Below are 16,805 nucleotides of genomic sequence, written 5' to 3'. Positions count from 1 at the left end.
CAGCCTGACATGACACCTGGCCAGGACATCGACCGCTCGGACGCCGTGGACCGCGCCTGGGTTCACGAGGCCATCCGCAAGGTGGAGGCCGACGCAAACCGCTCCGCCGATACGCACCTGCTCCGGCTCCCGCAGCGGGCTTACCCCGGAGTCGACATCTACCTCAAGGACGAGTCGACGCACCCGACCGGTTCCCTCAAGCACCGGTTGGCACGCTCGCTGTTCCTCTTCGCGCTGTGCAACGGGCAGATCCATGAGCACACCACCGTCATCGAGTCCTCCAGTGGCTCCACGGCCGTCAGCGAGGCCTACTTCGCGCGGTTGCTGGGGTTGAAGTTCATCGCCGTCATCCCGCGCTCCACCAGCGAGGAGAAGATCGGCCTCATCGAACGCGCCGGCGGCACCTGCCACCTCGTGAACGACCCGACGGCGATCTCCGACGAGGCCGCCCGCCTCGCCAGCGAGACAGGGGGGCACTACCTCGACCAGTTCACGCACGCCGAGCGGGTCACGGACTGGCGGGGCAACAACAACATCGCGGAATCGATCTTCTGCCAGTTGGAACTCGAGCGTCACCCCATCCCGACGTGGGTCGTCGTGAGCGCCGGCACGGGCGGCACGGCCGCCACCATCGGGCGGTACGTGCGCTATCGACGTCACGCCACGCGCCTCGCGGTGGCAGACCCGGACTTCTCCGCGTTCCTGCCCGGTTGGCGCGACGGCGACCCGGGCGTGCACACGGACCGCGGCTCGCGCATCGAGGGCATCGGCCGCAGCCGGGTGGAACCGAGCTTCGTGCCAGGGGTCGTCGACCGCATGATCGCCGTGCCGGACGGAGCCTCCGTGGCGATGGCCCAGGCCGTCGCCGGTGTGCTGGGCCGCACCGTCGGGCCCTCCACCGGCACCAACCTGTGGGCCGCGCTGCAGATCGCGCGCCAGATGCACGAGGCGGGGGAGAACGGCAGCATCGTGTCGCTGATCTGTGACTCCGGCGAGCGCTACGCGGCCACCTACGGTCACGATTCATGGCTGGCCGAGCACGGAATCGACCCGGCGCCCCACCGGCAGCAGGCCGAGGATCTCCTCGGTCAGTCAGGCCCCGCCTGAGCGCCGGCCGCGTAGAGTCCAGCCATGGCTATCCGCATGGTTGCACTCCTCGACGGCACGATCATCGACCCCTCCCAACCCATTGTCCGCGCCGACGACCAGGGCGTCGTCCGGGGCGACGGGGTGTTTGACGCCCTGCTTGCGGTCGACGGGGCCGCGCTCCATGTCGAGGAGCACCTCGCGCGGCTGGCGAGGTCCGCCGAGATCCTGCACCTGCCTGCGCCGGATGCCGCCGGTTACCGGCGGGCGATCGAGACGGTCGTGCGGGCCTGGGACTGGCAGGCCGACCGGGAAGCGGTGCTGCGCCTCATCATGACCCGCGGGGCCGAGGGCATCGAGGAGCCCAACGGCTGGGTGATGGCAGCACCCATGGACGAGCGCACGTTGCGCGAGCGCCGCGACGGCGTGCGCGTCCTGATGCTCGACCGGGGCTTCGAGGGCTCCGGCATCGTCGACCTGCCATGGCTGCTGCCCGGCGCCAAGTCCCTGAGTTACGGCATCAACATGGCCGCGCGCCGCTACGCCATCGCCAACGGCGCCGACGACGTCATCTTCATCACCCCGTCGGGCACCATCCTCGAGGGCCCAACCTCCAGCGTCGTGCTGGACCTCGACGGGGTGCTGACCACTCCGCCGCTCGAGGGCATCCTGCGCTCCATCACAATCGCCGAACTCCTCGACGAGGCACCCGCCGCAGGGCTCGGTGTGGAAGTGAAGCCCATCACCGTCGACGACCTGTTCCGCGCCCGCGGCGCCTGGCTGTTGTCCAGCGGCCGGCTGGTCGCGCGCGTGACGCGGGCCGACGATCGTGAGCTGCCCGTCTCGCCGCTCCACGACGACGTGTGCCGCCTGCTGAAGATGCCCGGCTACTCCTCGTAGCAGCCCGACGACCGGCGGACCACCAGCGCGGGTTCCAGCACCACCCTTTGGTGCTCGTGCCCGGGATGGGTCACGTGGTCGATCAGCAGTCGCGCGGCGGTCTCGCCCATGTCGCGGGTGGGCTGACGCACCGAGGTGAGCGGCACGATCCAGTTCGCGGCGAAGGGCGGCAGCAGCCGGGTGTTGGCGCCGACGTCGGAGAGGATCACCACGTCGTAGGCGTCGAGTTCCTCCAAGGTGAGGGGGAAATCCGTGGCGACGTCGTGGGAGCGCAGGTGGGTCACCTCGTGCCCCGCCTGCGCCAGCGCCACGAGCAGTTCAGCGCAGCCCGATGTGGACCTGCGTATGGGGGAAGCGTCGTAGCGCTTGTGGTCGTCCACGGCGCTGACCCAGGACTCGCCCGCCAGTAACACCCTGCTCTTGTTGCCTCCGCTCGTCATTGAACTGGCTCTCAGGCTAGCGGAGACACGTAGAGTCGGAGGGGTGCTGGTTCCCCGCGACATCCTCTTCACCCACCTCGGTGCCGACGCCCTGGCGGCCCTCGACCTCGTGGCCCGGGAGGCCCGGGGGCTGCTGGGCGCCCACCTCACGGTCGACCGCGAACCGGGGCCGGTGACCCTGCGGATCACGGAGGTGGAGGCGTACGCGGGGCCGCACGACCCGGCCTCGCACGCCTACCGCGGCCCCAACCCGCGCAACGCGGCGATGTTCGGTCCGCCCTGGCACGCCTACGTCTACCGGCACATGGGGCTCCACACCTGCTTCAACATCAAGGTGGGACCGGAGGGCACGGCCACCGGTGTGCTGGTGCGCGCCGGGGAGGTCGTCGAGGGAGTGGACATAGCGCGTGCCCGCCGCTCCGCGAAGGGGCGGACCCGCACCGATCACGACCTCGCCGCGGGCCCGGCCAGGCTCACCGTGGCCATGGGCATCACCCTCGCAGATACCGGGGCGCCGCTCGACGGCTCCACCGGCCTGCTCCTCAGCCCTCGCACCGGCCCTGCGCCCGTGACAGTGTCCGGTCCGCGCGTGGGCATCAGCGTGGCCACGGATTACCCGCTGCGGTTCTCCATCGCCGATGACCCCACCGTCTCCCGCGGGCGCGCCTAGTCCGGCCCCCTGGCCGATCCTGATCCCCTACGGGTGAACACCGAATGCCTGTCGGGTGGGACGACTCTGGGTCTTTGGATGAGGGGGTCCATGATGACCTTCCACTGATCGGATCGCCGGTACCTGTCCGGTTCGACCTGGGAGTGGTGGAAGGGACACAACAACGCCAGGTTTCGGAGCGAGGTGGCACCGCCGGCCCACCAGGGGATCACGTGGTGGGCCTCGCATGAGGCGTCGGGTTTGCAGCAACCGGGGAAGATGCAGCCCTTGTCGCGGATTGTCAACGCCCGTCGCATCGCGGGGGTCACCAGCCGCTGCGCCTGGCCCACGTCCAGCACCTCGGAGCGGCCGCCCAGGACGGCGGGCATCACGTCGGCGTCACACAGCAGCCGCCGCAGGTCCCCTGCCGTGACCTGCTTCCCCTCAGGCAGGAGCCGGGCTTCCTCCGCGTGCCCCCGCAGTTCCTGGAGCGTCATCTCAACGACAACTCGTGGCCGGTCTCCGGAGGTGACCGGCCCCTCTCTGTGGTCGGCGATCAGGGCGAGGAGTGCGTCGGCGCGACGCTGCCCGGGGGTCCGGTTCAGGTCCAGCACCCGCTGGGACCGGATTGCCGAGGCGCTGGCCCTGGCCCCTGCCAGCCCGGCCAACCGGCGGCGCTGGGCGCGGCGATCACGCTCGACGTAGCCCTCCACCAGTTTCAACAGTGGCACGGCCTCGAGTTCTGGTAGGCAGCCGTGGAACTTCACCGCACCCGCACCGTCGTCCGCATAGTCGAAATACCGCCTGGCCCTGGCACGCTCCGCCTGGGCGGCCAAGTGCTCCTGCGCCGACTCCCGTGAGGGGAGCAGTTCCGGTGCCACCTCCGCCAGCACCAAGGGCGCGATGTCCCTCAATTTGCGTGGTGTGGCGCCGATCTCCAGAGCCCTGCCGACGTAGGCCTCTTCGACCTTGCGCTGAATCTCCACCGGCAACTCGGGGAGTGTGGCCATGCCCTTGGCCACCGCGGCGGCCTGCTTCGGTGAGATATCGCCGGCCAGGGCGGCGTCGCGCACGGGTTCGTGTCTGCTGATCTCCGCCGCCTGAAACACCTGACCCGCTGCATCCCGCGAATCCAGGCCCTCCGTCGTGGAGATCAACGCGGTCAGTTCCGTGCCGGTTGCCTCCCGCGCAGACCTGCGGCGGTCCACCTCGCTGGTCACGGTCGATGCCAAGGCGGAGAACCGGTCCGCCAGGTTCCGGGCCAATTGCATCAGCCCCACCAACTCCGCCGCGGTCAGCCCCTCGCGCTCGCTGTGATCGATCGACGACAACGCCTCCCGGGCGACCTCCAGGGCCCCCTGAGTGCTGCGTCGATTAACATGCATGTTCTAAAAGATAGAGCCCCGGGGGATCTTCACAAGGGCTACCGATGCAGCTGTGGATAACTCCAGGAGCGGCTAGGACTGGAAGGCCACGATCCGTTCGATCGCCTCAGCGATGGCCGGGGCCCCGGCCGCGAACGACAGCCGGACGGTGCGGTCTCCGAGCACGGTGTCGAAATCCCGGCCGGGCGTCACTGCGACCCCGGCCGCCTCGAGCAGCGCCGAGGCGTACGCCCCAGAGTCGGCCCAATGCTCCAATTGGGAACCCAGGTCCGCGTAGTAGTAGAAGGCGCCGTCCGCCGGCGCGGCCACCCCCCAGTTCAGCCGGCTCTCCGCGGCCAGCAACAGGCCGCGGGCCTCTGCGAAACCGGCAACGGCGACGTCGCACTGCGCATAGGACTCGTCGGTGAACGCCTCGAGCGCCGCGTACTGCGCCGGCGCCGGCGGGCACAGGGCGAGGTTGCCGGCCAGCGCGTCAACCGCGTCGGCCAGGTCGGCAGGCAGCAACAACCATCCGATGCGCCAGCCCGTCATGCCCCAGTACTTCGAGAATGAACTCACCACGACGGCGTCCTCGCTCAGTTCCCAGGCGGAGGTGCCGCGGTGGCCGCCGACGGGGTACGTCACGCCGTGGTAGATCTCATCGCTGATCAACCGCACATCTTCCGACCGGCACCAGTCCACCAGGGCCCCCAGTTCGTCGCGGTTGACCATGGTCCCGGTGGGGTTGGCCGGGGAGGCGAGGATCAGTCCCTGCAGCCGCCGCTCAGCGTGCGTGGCGGCGAGTTGCTCGACAGTCGGCTGGAACCGGACGTCGGCGCCGCACTCGATGTCGACCACCTCGCATCCGAGCGACGTGAGGATGTTGCGGTAAGCCGGATAGCCCGGGCGCGCCAGCGCCACCCGGTCGCCGGCCTCGAACGCGGCGAGGAAGGTCAGGAGGAAGCCTCCCGACGAACCCGTGGTGACTGCCACCTGGGCAGGGTCGATATCCAGCCCGTACCAGCGTCGGTAGTGCTCCGCGAGGGCAACGCGCAGCGGCCAGATGCCCAGCGCCGAGGTGTACCCGAACACCCGCCCAGAAGCATGGAGCGATGCCGCGGCGCGGGTGACGCCCGCCGGCGCCCCGCCCGCAGGTTCGCCGGCGCAGAGGGAGATCACATCGCGGCCGCCGGCGCGCATCGTGGCGACCCGGTCCAGGACGGTCATCACCTCGAAGGGCGGCACTGCGGAGCGACGGGACGGCATGCAGAAGAGCGTATCGCGCGGGCATCTTAGGCTGTTATCGTTGATACTCGGTGGATTTCCACGCGTGTCGATTCTTGGGGGGCAAGATGACCACATCCGAAGGTGCAGTTGTATTGGCGTTGCCGCAGTTCCTGGAACTGCTGGCCTCGGGGGAAGAGGGCCGGCTCGCGCTCAGCCTGCTGGGCATGACGCCGGAGGAACTCCCGCTATCACCGGCCCTCTCCACGAACAGCGCCCGAGGCCTGGAACGCCAGTTGGCCTCAACGGTGGCTGCCGCCACCGAGCACCTACAGGTCATCGCGCCGCTGGGCGAGACCCAGTCGATCTTCGCCTTCCGGTACGAGGACTCCTGCGCCGTGTTCCTCATGGGTCAGGACGAGACGCTCGGGCTGAACTGTTCGGTGACCGAGGCGGGAGACCTGGTGGACCGTACCATCGAGAAGCTCCTGACGGCCCGTGTGGACTGGAGCGTCTGTTGGCACTCGGACGACGCGCTGCACCAGGTCGACGTCAACCCGGACGGCACCGTCGCGGGCGAGCCCTCGGTGAGCCTCGAAGAGCTGGTGGCGGCCTTCGCCGCCTGACCGCCGGCGCCGGACACGGCACCGAAGAGGACACCTAGTTCTCCGACTGGTGGAATCAGCCGGTGGCTCCGAGAGACACATCGGGCCGCCCAGCCCCTTTCCGGTACGATTACCCCCATGCCACGCGTCGTTGTCAACGTCATGCCCAAGCCGGAGATCCTGGATCCTCAGGGAAAGGCCGTCACGGGTGCCCTCCAGCGTCTGGGCTTCCACGGGATGTCCGTGCGCCAGGGTAAGCGCTTCGAGATCGAGGTCGAAGGCGACGTCACGCCCGACATGCTTGACCAGATCGGCAAGGCCGCAGAGACCCTGCTGGCCAACACCGTCATCGAATCGTTCGATGTGGTGACCGACTGATGACCCGCATCGGCGTCGTCACCTTCCCGGGGTCGCTCGACGACCACGACGCGCTGCGCGCTGTGCAACTCACCGGCGCCGAGGCCGTCCCGCTGTGGCACGGCTCGGATTCGATCGACGGCGTGGACGCGATCATCCTGCCCGGCGGCTTCTCCTACGGCGACTACCTGCGCTGTGGCGCCATCGCCCGCTTCAGCCCGATCATGGACACCATCATCGACGCCGCGAACAAGGGCATGCCCGTTCTCGGCATCTGCAACGGTTTCCAGCTCCTCTGCGAGGCGCACCTGCTCGAGGGCGCCATGATCCGCAACGCCGGCCAGCAGTTCATCTGCCGCGACGAGCGTCTGCGCGTCGAGACCATCGACACCGTCTGGACCGCCGCCTTCACCAAGGGCGACGAGATCACCATCGTGCTGAAGAACGGCGAGGGCAACTACCAGGCCACGCCCGAAACGCTGCGCAAGCTCGAGGACAACGACCAGGTCGTCTTCCGGTACCTGGACAACCCCAACTGCTCCGCCAATGACATCGCCGGCATCACCAACGAGCGCGGCAACGTCGTCGGTCTCATGCCGCACCCGGAGCACAACGTCGAGCCGCTCACGTCGCCCACCACGGACGGCGCGAGGTTCTTCGAGTCGGTCATCGGGTTCCTCGGCGCCCGCGTCTGACGCTTTCGGCTGCATAGCCCCACCCCGGGGATGGCGCCCAGTTCCGGCTGTGTCAGACTGCTCGGAACCGGGCGGGGGTCCCGGTGATTGGGGAAATGACATGTCCATGCGCAAAATTCTCGCGGGGATCGCCGCAGCCGTCATAGCGACGGCGGGGCTACTGGTCCCGACGCCCGCACAGGCCACCACGGGCGACGTGTACTCAACGCCCGGTGTGCAACTCATCAACGACCGCTACTGGCAGACGTCGTGCTCCAACTACTCGGCGACCATCATCCGGTGCACCACGGACATCTTCGCCACCAAGGTCTTCATGGAGAACGGCCAGTGGTACAAGCAGAACACCTGGGCCTTCAACAACCTCGCCTACCTCCCCTCGGCACGCCAGGCGTGGGCATCGAACCCGCTGGGCAACACCGGCTCCTGGACCTCGACGGACGGCCGCACGTGGCGCACCGAGTGTGACACCGCGGCCACCGGCCGGGGCGCGTGCCGCAACTACATCGTCGCCACCGTCGCCTCGGAGGCCGGGGGAGTCGTGAAGCAGGAGACCAAGGAGGTCTTCAACTCGATGGTGCGCTTCTCCACCTCCACGGTACCCGCCGTGACGACGATCCCGGCCCCGGCACCGTACCTGGCGCCGCCGGCTCCGGGCCCCAAGCAACTCCTCAGCGCAGCTGCCGCGCCCAGGCCAGCGGCGATCGCGGCTCCCGTCACGGTGGCCCCGGCGCCGACGTCGGGGTCCGCCTCGCCGAATGGCTGGAACTGCCCGTCGGCATATCCCATCAAGGGCAACGCGAACTCGATGATCTACCACATGCCCGATCAGCGCTACTACAGCCGCACGCAGCCCGAGGAGTGCTTCGCAACGCGTAGCGCGGCAGAGGCGGCCGGGTACCGGGCAGCCAAGGTGTGAGCGGCACCCTGTCGGATAGCTCTGACTGACCCTACTCGCCGCGGGTCAACAACCGCCCGGCCGGGCGCCGCGCGGCATACGGCGCTGACGCAGCGCCTCTTCCGCGTCGGCACGTTGCAGGTGCCGACGGCGCCCTGGGGCTGGTAGTTCGTCAGGCGTGGCCTTTTCGCTGGGGGAGCGGCGTCAACATCGACATCGCGATCTCTCGTCCGACCTCGCGCAGGAGCCTCGCCGCCTCGCGCATGCTCTCCTCCGGGCTGGTGGCCCGATCGGTGAGCGCGTAGAGAGCGGTGAATCCTGCTTGCTGCCATTGGTCGTCGTCGAGCAGGGACCTGCCGCACACGATCACGGCGGGCACCCCGACCTTCCTGGCGGCGGCGAGCACGCCCATCGGGGCCTTGCCTCCCAGGGACTGCTCGTCCAGGCTGCCCTCGCCGGTGATGGCGAGATCCGCCCCGACCAATGCCTGAGGCACGCCCACGAGCTCGGCCACGAGTTCGGCCCCCGGCCGGGATTCAGCCCCGAGCCCAGCGAGGGCCGCGAAGCCGACCCCGCCGGCCGCGCCAGCGCCCGGGAGCAGATCCGCTCCTGGCGGGAGCCCGATGGCCTCGCCGAGGAGGTTCGCCCAGCGCCCCAAGGCGTCGTCGATGACGGGGATGGCGTCCGGGGTCAGGCCCTTCTGGGGCCCGAAGACGGCAGCGGCGCCTCTGGGTCCGCAGAGCGGGTTGTCCACGTCGTTGGCCAGCACGAAACGCGTGGCGGCCAGCCGCGGGTCGAGCCCTGAGGCGTCGACCAGCGCGAGGTCGGCCAACGGGCCGCCACCGGGACCCACGGGGGAGCCATCGGCGGCAAGGAGCCGGACCCCGAGGGCTTCCAGCATGCCCGCGCCACCGTCGGTGGAGGCGGAGCCGCCCACGCCGAGGACGATGGTGCTGGCCCCGGCATCCAGTGCTGCGCGCACCAGTTCTCCGGTGCCGAACGACGACGCCCGGAGACCGTCGCGTTCAGCTGCGGGGATGAGTTCGAGGCCGGAGGCCGCCGCCATTTCGATGACAGCCTCCGAGTCGCGAAGTGCCCAGTGGGCGTTGACTCCGTGGCCGAGTGGGCCGCGCACCGTGGCGGTGCGCCGCTCGTACCCGGCCGAGATGGCCGCCTCGACCGTGCCCTCCCCGCCGTCAGCGACGGGGAGGGACACGATCTCTGCGCCTTCACCCATCACGTCGCGGATACCCGCGGCGATGGCCTCGACGACCTCATGCGCAGCCAGGGAACCCTTGAATTTGTCGGGGGCGATGACGACCAACACGAAGGCCTCCTCAGTCGCCGGCGGGCGACGGTCCGCGGGTCTCGATGTCGAACTCGATCTCCGTCATCTGGACGTCGATACGCAGGTGGATGAGGACCGGGTCATGAGCGGTCTCCTTAGTGGGTGCGACTGTCGTCGTCGGGGATGGTCCGGTTGGGGGGGAGTGGCTCAGCTCTTGCCGGCCAGGTCCTGCGCGAGCTTCAGCAGAGCCGAGTGGTCCAGCGATCCGTACCCGCGCTGGCGGGCGGAGTTCATGAGCTGGGCGACGATCGTGCCGACGGGGAGGATGACCCCCGCCTCACGGGCCGCAGAGGTGACGATTCCGAGGTCCTTGTGGTGCAGGTCGATGCGGAACCCGGGAGCGAACTCGCCCTTGATCATCGAGGCGGCCTTGCGGTCGAGGATGCGGTTCCCGGCGAGGCCGCCGGCGAGTACCTGGACGGCGGCTTCGAGGTCGACGCCGTGGGCCTCGAGGAACACGAGCGACTCGGCCACGAGCTGGATGGTGCCGGCCACGATGAGCTGGTTGGCAGCCTTCACCGTCTGGCCGCTACCGGCCGGGCCGACGTGCACGATGGTGGTACCGACGTCCTCGAGCACGGGGCGGGCCTCCTCCACCACGCCCGCGTCGCCGCCAACCATGATCGACAGGTTGCCCTCGACCGCGCCGGCCTCGCCGCCCGACACGGGGGCGTCGATCGCGCGGATGCCGGCTTCGGTGGCCTGTTGCGCGAGGCGCTGGGCGACGTCTGGGCGGATGGTGGATGTGTCGATCCAGATGGCGCCCCGCTTCGCGTTGGCGAACACTCCCTCGTCACCGGTCACCACGGCCTCGACGTCGGGGGAATCCGGCACCATCGTGATGATGACGTCGGCGTCCTTCACTGCCTCGGCGACGGACGTGGCGCCCCGGCCGCCTTCGGCGGCGAACTGCTGCACCTTCCCGGGGCTGCGGTTGAAGGCGACGACGGTGTGGCCCGCCTTGACGAGGTTCCTCGCCATGGGGAGCCCCATGATGCCCAGGCCGATGAATGCGATGTTGGTCATGAGAACGCCTTTCGACGAATGGGTAGGAGCGGGTCAGATGCCGGGGAGGACGCCCTGGCCGACGAAGGCGAAGGGCGCGTCGGGCTGCTTGTACTCCAGGCCGATGTGGCCGTCGTAGCCGAGTTCCTGCGAGCGTTCGAGCCAGGTGGCCAGCGGGAGGATGCCCGTGCCGGGGGCGCCCCGGCCGGGGAAGTCGGCGATCTGGATGTGGCCGAAGTCGGCTGCGTGGTCCTCGATCACGGCGGCGACGTCGTCATCGTTGGCGGCGAGGTGGAAGAAGTCGGCGAGCAGCTTGACGTTGTCACGACCCACTTCGGCGATGACGGCGAGCACATCGGCGGCGGTCTTCAGGCGGTAGCCCTCGGCACCCGACACGGGCTCAACGAGCACGGTGCCACCGATCCGGTCGACGGCGTCCGCAGCTTTGCGGAGCATCGCTACGGCGTGCGCGTCCTGTTCGTCCGGGGTGTAGGCGTCGTCGCGCAGGCCGTAGAGCGCATTGAAGGCGCGGCAGCCGGTGCGCTCCCCGATGCCGGCGACCACGTCCAGGTTGGCGACGAACTCATCCTCTCGGCCCAGGAGCGACACGAGGCCACGCTCACCCCCCGCCATGTCCCCGGCGTTGAAGTTGAGGCCGGTGAGCTGCACGCCCGCGTTGCGCAGCGAGGCCTCGAAGGCCGCGATCTCGGCTGCATGCGGGATGGAGGTGGCGAATGGCCACCAGAACTCGACCGCATCGAATCCCGCGTCCCGTGCTGCCTGCGCGCGCTCGAGCAGCGGCAGCCCGGTCAGGAGGATGGAGCAGTTCACGGTGTAGGACATGAGACATCCTCGTCTTTCGCCATGGAAGTATCCCTTCTTCTAGGGAAACCCTAACCGCACCCCCCGAACCCGAAGTACGGAGGCGCACGCCGAGGTGTGCGATGCTCACGTCTAGACTCAGGCTCCATGTCGTCTGCGAACCTCAGCCAGCAGGAAACCGCCCACCGTGCCGCCACCGTCGAGGTGCACGCCTACCATGTCGAGGTCGACGTGCGGGACGCGGTCGATCCGGCGCACCATGACTTCCCCGTCGTGGCGCGCCTCACCCTCACCGCGGCCGAGGGCGAGACGTGGCTCGATTTCCTCGGCGAAGTGGACAGTCTGCTCATCGACGGCGAGCCGCAACCCGTGCAGTATGACGGCGCCCGGCTCCGTCTCACCGACCTGCCGGTGGGTCGTCGCTGCGAGGTGCTGGTCGGGGCGCGCGCCCGTTATTCCCGCACGGGGGAGGGCCTGCACCGCTTCGTGGACCCGGTGGACGGCGAGACCTACCTGTACACGCAGTACGAACCCGCCGACGCACGGCGCGTCTTCCCCACCATGGAGCAGCCCGATGTGCGGGCGCCCTTCACCTTCTCGGTCACCGGTCCGGCTGGCTGGTGGTTCGGCTCCAACCAGCCCGAGGCGAACCGGACGCCGGTCTCCGACGGCGTGGTGCGGGTCGATTTCGAGCCCACGGCCACGCTGTCGACGTACATCACCTGCCTCTGCGCGGGTCCGTACCACCGGGTGACCGCGGCGTGGACCGACGCTCCGCTGGGCGCTCGCCAACCGACGGGCCCATCAGAAACCCGGGAACTCGAACTCGGGCTGCTCTGCCGCAGGAGCCTCGTGCAGCACCTGGATGCCGACGAACTGTTCCGCGTCACCAGGGCCGGCCTCGACTGGTTCACCGAGAACTTCAGCCCTTACCCGTGGGGCGCCAAGTACGACCAGATCTTCGTGCCCGAGTACAACCTCGGGGCCATGGAGAACCCGGGGCTGGTCACGTTCACCGAGCAGTACCTCTTCCGCTCCACTCCCACGCCGGCGCAGTTGCAGGGGCGCGCCAACACCGTTCTCCACGAGATGAGCCACATGTGGTTCGGCGACCTCGTCACCCCGCGCTGGTGGGGAGACCTGTGGCTGAAGGAATCCTTCGCCGAGTTCATGGGCACCCACGTCTCCGTCGAAGCCGCGGGCTTCGACGAGGGCTGGGTCAACTTCGCCACCCAGCGCAAGGTGGGCGCCTACCTCGCTGATTCCATGCCGACCACCCATCCCGTGGTCGCCGACATCCCGGACCTCGAGGCGGCCAAGACCAACTTCGACCGCATCACCTATTCCAAGGGCGCCTCCGCTCTCACGCAGCTGGTGCACTTCGTCGGCCTCCCCGCGTTCCTCGCGGGCTCGCGTCGCTACTTCACGGCGCATGCCTTCTCCTCCGCCACGCTGGCGGACTTCATCGACGCGTTGGCCGCAGAGACCGACCGGAACCTGAGCACCTGGAGCGCGGCCTGGTTGCAGACCGCCGGCCACGACACGCTGAGCGCCACGGTCCTCGCCGAGCCGGGCGATGGCACCGTGCGCGAATTGGTTGTGCACCGCGACTTCTTCGGCGCGGGCGACGCAGACGCAGGCCGGCCGCACGCCACGACGGTGGGTCTCTACCGTCTGGTGGGGGACCGGCTGGAACTCGACAGCCGCCACGACGTGGTGCTCGCCGCGGGCGAAACCCCCGTCGTCGCCGCCGCAGGCCGGCCGCTGCCGGACGCCGTCCTCCTCAACGACCTCGATCACACGTTCGCCAAGGTCGCGCTCGACGAGACGTCGCGCGGTTTCCTCCTGGGACACGTCGGCGACCTGGACCCACTGCCCCGTGCCGTCGCCTGGACGGCCCTGTGGCACGACGTCCGCGCCGGCTACCTCCAGCCGGGTGCCTTCGTCGCGTCCGTGGTGGGGTCGGGCGAGCGGCAGACCGGCGTACTCGCCTCACTGATCGAGCGCGCCTTCATCGCGGTGTCGCGCTACAGCACCGACCACCTCCTGGCCGTGCAGTGGCGCGACGGTGCCCGCGCGGCCACGGGGGCCGCCGAGGCCGGCTCCCCGGAGCAGTTGCTGTGGGCCCGCGCGTACCTCCGCGCGGCCGCGCTGGCCGCGCAGGACGTGCGGTGGGTGCTCGACGGTGGGGTCGACGGGCTCGAACTCTCGCCGGATCTCACCTGGCTGGCGTGGCAGAGCCTCTCGACTCAGGGGGCCGCCACCGACGCCGAACTGGATGCCGCGTTGGCGGCCGACGACACCGCGGCGGGGCGCACGGCGCGCCTGCGGGCCTGGGCTTCGCGCCCGGAGGCGGCGGTGAAGGAGGAGGCGTGGCGCCGGGCGCACACCGTCGACGGTGAGACCAACGACGCCGTCGATGCGCTGCTGGCGGGCTTCACCGCACCCGGCCAGCGGGAACTGAGGGAACCGTACGCTGGACGGTACTTCGCCTCTCTCGAGCAGGTGTGGCGCGACCACCCGATTGAGATCGCCATGCGGCTCGTGCGGGGCGGGTTCCCGGAGGGCGGGCACGCGGCGGGCCGTGACTGGCTCGCCGCGCACCCCGCCGCCCCGGCGACCTTGGTGCGACTCGTGCGCGAGGAGATCCACGAGGACGAGATCGCCACCTCGGTCAGGGGTCAGCGCTTACCGCGGCCCTTGCTGGGACCGTTGTAGTCGCGGGGATCGTCGATGCCTTGCGCACGATCGATCGTGAGCGGGGCGGAATCCCACGTCTCCCAGTGGTCCGGGTTCGAGGGATCGCCCAGCGCCTTGAGCACGCGGACCTGGAGGACGTAGCTGCCGTCGGCGACGGTGCGCAGCTTGCCGTTGCCGCTCTGGTTGCCCTGATAGGTGCCGTCCCACGCGATGGTGGCGAGGTCGCCGAAGCGGCCGAGGTCCACCTCAGTGGCGTAGTTGAGGTAGTTCGCGTGCACCTTCTCACCGCGGGTGCCGTCCGGGTTCGCCCGGTAGACGTCGACGTACAGCCCCGATACGGGGTACGCGAGGTACAGCGCGATGCGCGGGATGTCGCCGTCGGCGAGCGTGAACGTCTGCCACGGCTCGGCCACGGAGAGAACGCCCTCGTCGTCGATGTAGGTGAGCGCCGCGAACTCCAGTGAGGTGAGCGACTGGTAGTCACCGGCCAGACCCGCGAACGGGATCACGAGGTCTTCGCTCCCGGACGTGAGCGTGATCCAGCCGCCGTAGATAGCGCCGTCGAGCTCCGCCTCGAAGCTCTCGTCGATGGTCACTGTGGCGGTGGCGCTCTGACCGGCCGGCACCATGAGGCTGTCGGCGGAGAATGTGACGTCGGCCTCGAGGATGTAGAACCCGAGAGAGTCGGTCGACTCGCCCCAGGTGCCCACGCCGTGTTCCACACCGAGGTCGTAGGTCAGGTCACGGTCGGAGGTGTTGGTCACCTTGATCGTGGTCGTGACCGGTCCGGCCGCGCTCTCGCCCAGCGAGATCTTTTGCGGCTCCACGAATGTCGCCGTGGTGATGGCGTGCGGGATGTCCACGAGGCCGCCGCCCTGGCGGTGCACCGGTTCGGCCAACCCGTATTGGGGCAAGAGGCCCCAGATGAAGGGGTCAGCAGTGGTGGTGAGCAGCGTCCGGACCTCGTACGGATCCACCTGGGGGCGGGCCTCCAGCACGAGCGCCGCGGCGCCGGCGACGTGCGGGGCCGCCATCGACGTGCCACCCAGCGTGGCGTAGCCGCCCTCTTCCAACGGGTAGGTGGAGTAGATGCTGCCGCCGGGGGCCGACACATCGGGCTTCAGGGTCAGGTCCGCGGCCAGGCCGTAGGAACTGAAGTCCGACTGGGAGCCGCCCGTGGGGTTGTCGAAGCGCTTCTGGTCCTTGGAGAACGTGATACTGGTGGCGCCGGCAGCGGCTTCGGCTGCCAGGACCGTGCCGTCGGCCTGGAGGAGGCTGATGGCGGGGATCGTGATGGGTGTGGTGCCCTCCACCGTCATGTTGATGATGCCCGAGGCGTTGTTGTAGATCAGCACGGCGTCGTAGCCGGCGTTCTGGGCGTTGAGCGCCTTCTCGTGGAAGGTGCAGCCGCCGCGCTGGATGAGCAGCGCCTGGCCGTCCGCGCCGGCCGCCTCGATCTCGGCGGGCACGCAGGCGGTGACCGGGTCGGCGTTGACCAGCGCGAACGTGGTGCCGGGCTCCGGGGCGGGAGAGCCTGTCGCCGTCATGTAGGCGAGCTCGGTGCCTGCGGTGGAGGTCAGGTAGTTCGCCATGTACTGCTCGTTGTCTACCGAGCCGACGGAGATCACGTTGTGCGCGACGGAGGGCGCGCCGCCGGAGAAGGTGCCGCTGGCGCCGGAGTTGCCCTGGGAGATGACCATGACCACGCCGGCGTCGACGAGGCGGTCCGCAGCCTGCGCAGTGGGGTAGCTGGGCCAGGTCTGCAGCGACGCGCCGAGGCTCATGTTGATGACGTCCATGCCGTCTGCGTACGCGCGGTCCATGGCCTCGATGATGATTTCGGAGCTGGAGGAACCGTCGCAGCCGAAGACGCGGTAGGAGCCGAAGTCGACGTCAGGGGCGACGCCGGTGACCTCACCGTCGGCGCCCACGATGCCCGCCACGTGCGTGCCGTGCCCGCCGCAGTCGTCGGGCCAGCGGTCACCGACGGGGGTGTTGATGGCCGGGTCGTCGCTATTCGCGTCGTAGGCGTCGCCGACGAAGTCCCAGCCCCACTTGACGCGCTCACCGGGGAAGTCCCTGGTCTCGGCGTTGGTGCCGGACCCCCCGAAGTCCGGGTGGTTGTAGTCGATGCCGGAGTCGATGATGCCGACCTTGATCCCGGCGCCGGTGTAACCCAACTCCTGGTTGGCGACGTCTGCGCCGGTCATGGTGCGCGCGTAATTGATGTCGGGGCTGGCGGCCGCGTCTTGGACGGGCTGGTCCACCTGGACGACGGCGTAGACCCCGCGTACCCCGGCCAGCGCGTCGAGCTTGCTGGCGTCGGCGGCGCTCGCGGTGACGGCGACGCCGTTCCACGTGGCCGTGAAGCGCTTCGGCTGCTTCAGCGCGATGCCCTCGGCCTTGGCTGCCGCCATGACCTTGTCCTGGGCCTGTTTGGCGGCGCCGGCGGTGCCGCCGGCGATCTCGGGGGCCCCGTCGACCTCGACGAACCAGCGGCCGCTGACGACCTCGTCGCCGAGAGCTGCCAGCTGTTCCTCGATGGGGGGTGCGGGAGTGGTGGGGGTGGTGGCGATGGGTGCCTGCCCGGGTGCGGCCATGGCAGTCCCGGCGCTGAGCGCGACGGTGGCTGACAGGAGACCCACACCGAAGGCCCGCGCGCAGCGGGCGGCGAATGGATGCGACATCCAGTTCTCCTCCTGGTAAGGCTCCACG

At 69.5% G+C, this 16,805-nt stretch carries 15 protein-coding genes; 8 read left to right on the top strand and 7 right to left on the bottom strand.

Annotated features, from left to right (window positions below; genetic code table 11):
* Positions 1-9 precede the first annotated feature (9 nt).
* Both J7D54_RS11035 and J7D54_RS11030 read left to right on the top strand, forming a co-directional pair.
* On the top strand, positions 10-1,107 hold the full coding sequence (locus J7D54_RS11035) for a PLP-dependent cysteine synthase family protein (RefSeq protein WP_182763929.1): 1,098 nt from the start codon (positions 10-12) through the stop codon (positions 1,105-1,107).
* Positions 1,108-1,131: 24 nt separating this feature from the next.
* Entirely contained in the window at positions 1,132-1,986 is an 855-nt protein-coding gene (locus J7D54_RS11030; protein ID WP_182763928.1) for an aminotransferase class IV, read from the top strand.
* Here J7D54_RS11030 and J7D54_RS11025 read toward each other — a convergent pair.
* Positions 1,974-2,426, bottom strand: a complete 453-nt coding sequence (locus J7D54_RS11025) for a glutamine amidotransferase (protein ID WP_182763927.1) — start codon at positions 2,424-2,426, stop codon at positions 1,974-1,976. The two genes, J7D54_RS11030 and J7D54_RS11025, sit on opposite strands and share 13 nt — an antisense overlap.
* Before the next feature lie 43 nt (positions 2,427-2,469).
* On the opposite strand from J7D54_RS11025, the gene J7D54_RS11020 reads away from it, so the two are divergent.
* Entirely contained in the window at positions 2,470-3,096 is a 627-nt protein-coding gene (locus tag J7D54_RS11020; protein ID WP_245243971.1) for a DNA-3-methyladenine glycosylase, read from the top strand.
* Here the strand turns inward: J7D54_RS11020 and J7D54_RS11015 are convergent.
* A complete protein-coding gene (locus J7D54_RS11015; RefSeq protein ID WP_182763926.1) occupies positions 3,093-4,460 on the bottom strand; it encodes an HNH endonuclease signature motif containing protein in 1,368 nt (455 codons plus the stop codon). The genes J7D54_RS11020 and J7D54_RS11015 overlap by 4 nt on opposite strands.
* A gap of 72 nt (positions 4,461-4,532) precedes the next feature.
* Entirely contained in the window at positions 4,533-5,705 is a 1,173-nt protein-coding gene (locus J7D54_RS11010) for a pyridoxal phosphate-dependent aminotransferase (protein ID WP_182763925.1), read from the bottom strand.
* An 86-nt stretch (positions 5,706-5,791) separates the two neighbouring features.
* On the opposite strand from J7D54_RS11010, the gene J7D54_RS11005 reads away from it, so the two are divergent.
* The 4 genes from J7D54_RS11005 (at position 5,792) to J7D54_RS10990 (ending at position 8,236) form a co-directional block, all read left to right on the top strand.
* Positions 5,792-6,289 (top strand): hypothetical protein, encoded by a 498-nt coding sequence (locus J7D54_RS11005; protein ID WP_182763924.1) that lies wholly within the window; start codon positions 5,792-5,794, stop codon positions 6,287-6,289.
* Between the two features lie 117 nt (positions 6,290-6,406).
* Positions 6,407-6,646: a phosphoribosylformylglycinamidine synthase subunit PurS gene (gene purS / locus J7D54_RS11000; RefSeq protein WP_182763923.1), complete on the top strand. Its 240-nt coding sequence runs from the start codon at positions 6,407-6,409 to the stop codon at positions 6,644-6,646.
* Positions 6,646-7,320, top strand: a complete 675-nt coding sequence (gene purQ, locus J7D54_RS10995) for a phosphoribosylformylglycinamidine synthase subunit PurQ (RefSeq protein ID WP_182763922.1) — start codon at positions 6,646-6,648, stop codon at positions 7,318-7,320. The genes purS and purQ overlap by 1 nt, the downstream gene beginning before the upstream one ends.
* A gap of 106 nt (positions 7,321-7,426) precedes the next feature.
* The gene (locus J7D54_RS10990) at positions 7,427-8,236 is read left to right on the top strand and encodes a hypothetical protein (RefSeq protein WP_182763921.1); all 810 of its coding nucleotides are present in this window, start codon (positions 7,427-7,429) and stop codon (positions 8,234-8,236) included.
* Between the two features lie 151 nt (positions 8,237-8,387).
* On the opposite strand, the gene J7D54_RS10985 is transcribed toward J7D54_RS10990, so the two are convergent.
* The 3 genes from J7D54_RS10985 to J7D54_RS10975 all read right to left on the bottom strand — a co-directional run bounded on the left by J7D54_RS10985 (position 8,388) and on the right by J7D54_RS10975 (position 11,411).
* Complete coding sequence (locus J7D54_RS10985) at positions 8,388-9,542, bottom strand: glycerate kinase (RefSeq protein WP_182763920.1); 1,155 nt, start codon at positions 9,540-9,542, stop codon at positions 8,388-8,390.
* Between the two features lie 168 nt (positions 9,543-9,710).
* The gene (locus J7D54_RS10980; protein WP_182763919.1) at positions 9,711-10,589 is read right to left on the bottom strand and encodes a 2-hydroxy-3-oxopropionate reductase; all 879 of its coding nucleotides are present in this window, start codon (positions 10,587-10,589) and stop codon (positions 9,711-9,713) included.
* Between the two features lie 33 nt (positions 10,590-10,622).
* Positions 10,623-11,411 (bottom strand): hydroxypyruvate isomerase family protein, encoded by a 789-nt coding sequence (locus J7D54_RS10975; protein ID WP_182763918.1) that lies wholly within the window; start codon positions 11,409-11,411, stop codon positions 10,623-10,625.
* Positions 11,412-11,537: 126 nt separating this feature from the next.
* On the opposite strand from J7D54_RS10975, the gene pepN reads away from it, so the two are divergent.
* Positions 11,538-14,108, top strand: coding sequence for an aminopeptidase N (gene pepN / locus J7D54_RS10970; protein WP_182763917.1), 2,571 nt, complete (start codon positions 11,538-11,540; stop codon positions 14,106-14,108).
* Here pepN and J7D54_RS14375 read toward each other — a convergent pair.
* The gene (locus tag J7D54_RS14375) at positions 14,072-16,777 is read right to left on the bottom strand and encodes a S8 family serine peptidase (protein ID WP_182763916.1); all 2,706 of its coding nucleotides are present in this window, start codon (positions 16,775-16,777) and stop codon (positions 14,072-14,074) included. The two genes, pepN and J7D54_RS14375, sit on opposite strands and share 37 nt — an antisense overlap.
* Between the last annotated feature and the right edge of the window lie 28 nt (positions 16,778-16,805).

It is taken from the genome of Tessaracoccus sp. MC1865 (assembly GCF_017815535.1).
In the GTDB taxonomy this organism is placed as follows: Bacteria; Actinomycetota; Actinomycetes; order Propionibacteriales; family Propionibacteriaceae; genus Arachnia.
The sequence above is the reverse complement of the archived record's forward strand: the minus strand, read 5'-3'. Positions and strand labels throughout refer to the sequence as shown.

What these genes read in the sequence shown, in the direction of transcription:
- J7D54_RS11035 (WP_182763929.1), top strand. Translation starts at nt 10, where the DNA reads ATGACACCTGGCCAGGACATCGACCGCTCGGACGCCGTGGACCGCGCC.
- J7D54_RS11030 (WP_182763928.1), top strand. Translation starts at nt 1,132, where the DNA reads ATGGCTATCCGCATGGTTGCACTCCTCGACGGCACGATCATCGACCCC.
- J7D54_RS11025 (WP_182763927.1), bottom strand. Translation starts at nt 2,426, where the DNA reads ATGACGAGCGGAGGCAACAAGAGCAGGGTGTTACTGGCGGGCGAGTCC.
- J7D54_RS11015 (WP_182763926.1), bottom strand. Translation starts at nt 4,460, where the DNA reads ATGCATGTTAATCGACGCAGCACTCAGGGGGCCCTGGAGGTCGCCCGG.
- J7D54_RS11010 (WP_182763925.1), bottom strand. Translation starts at nt 5,705, where the DNA reads ATGCCGTCCCGTCGCTCCGCAGTGCCGCCCTTCGAGGTGATGACCGTC.
- J7D54_RS11005 (WP_182763924.1), top strand. Translation starts at nt 5,792, where the DNA reads ATGACCACATCCGAAGGTGCAGTTGTATTGGCGTTGCCGCAGTTCCTG.
- purS (WP_182763923.1), top strand. Translation starts at nt 6,407, where the DNA reads ATGCCACGCGTCGTTGTCAACGTCATGCCCAAGCCGGAGATCCTGGAT.
- purQ (WP_182763922.1), top strand. Translation starts at nt 6,646, where the DNA reads ATGACCCGCATCGGCGTCGTCACCTTCCCGGGGTCGCTCGACGACCAC.
- J7D54_RS10990 (WP_182763921.1), top strand. Translation starts at nt 7,427, where the DNA reads ATGCGCAAAATTCTCGCGGGGATCGCCGCAGCCGTCATAGCGACGGCG.
- J7D54_RS10980 (WP_182763919.1), bottom strand. Translation starts at nt 10,589, where the DNA reads ATGACCAACATCGCATTCATCGGCCTGGGCATCATGGGGCTCCCCATG.
- J7D54_RS10975 (WP_182763918.1), bottom strand. Translation starts at nt 11,411, where the DNA reads ATGTCCTACACCGTGAACTGCTCCATCCTCCTGACCGGGCTGCCGCTG.
- pepN (WP_182763917.1), top strand. Translation starts at nt 11,538, where the DNA reads ATGTCGTCTGCGAACCTCAGCCAGCAGGAAACCGCCCACCGTGCCGCC.
- J7D54_RS14375 (WP_182763916.1), bottom strand. Translation starts at nt 16,777, where the DNA reads ATGTCGCATCCATTCGCCGCCCGCTGCGCGCGGGCCTTCGGTGTGGGT.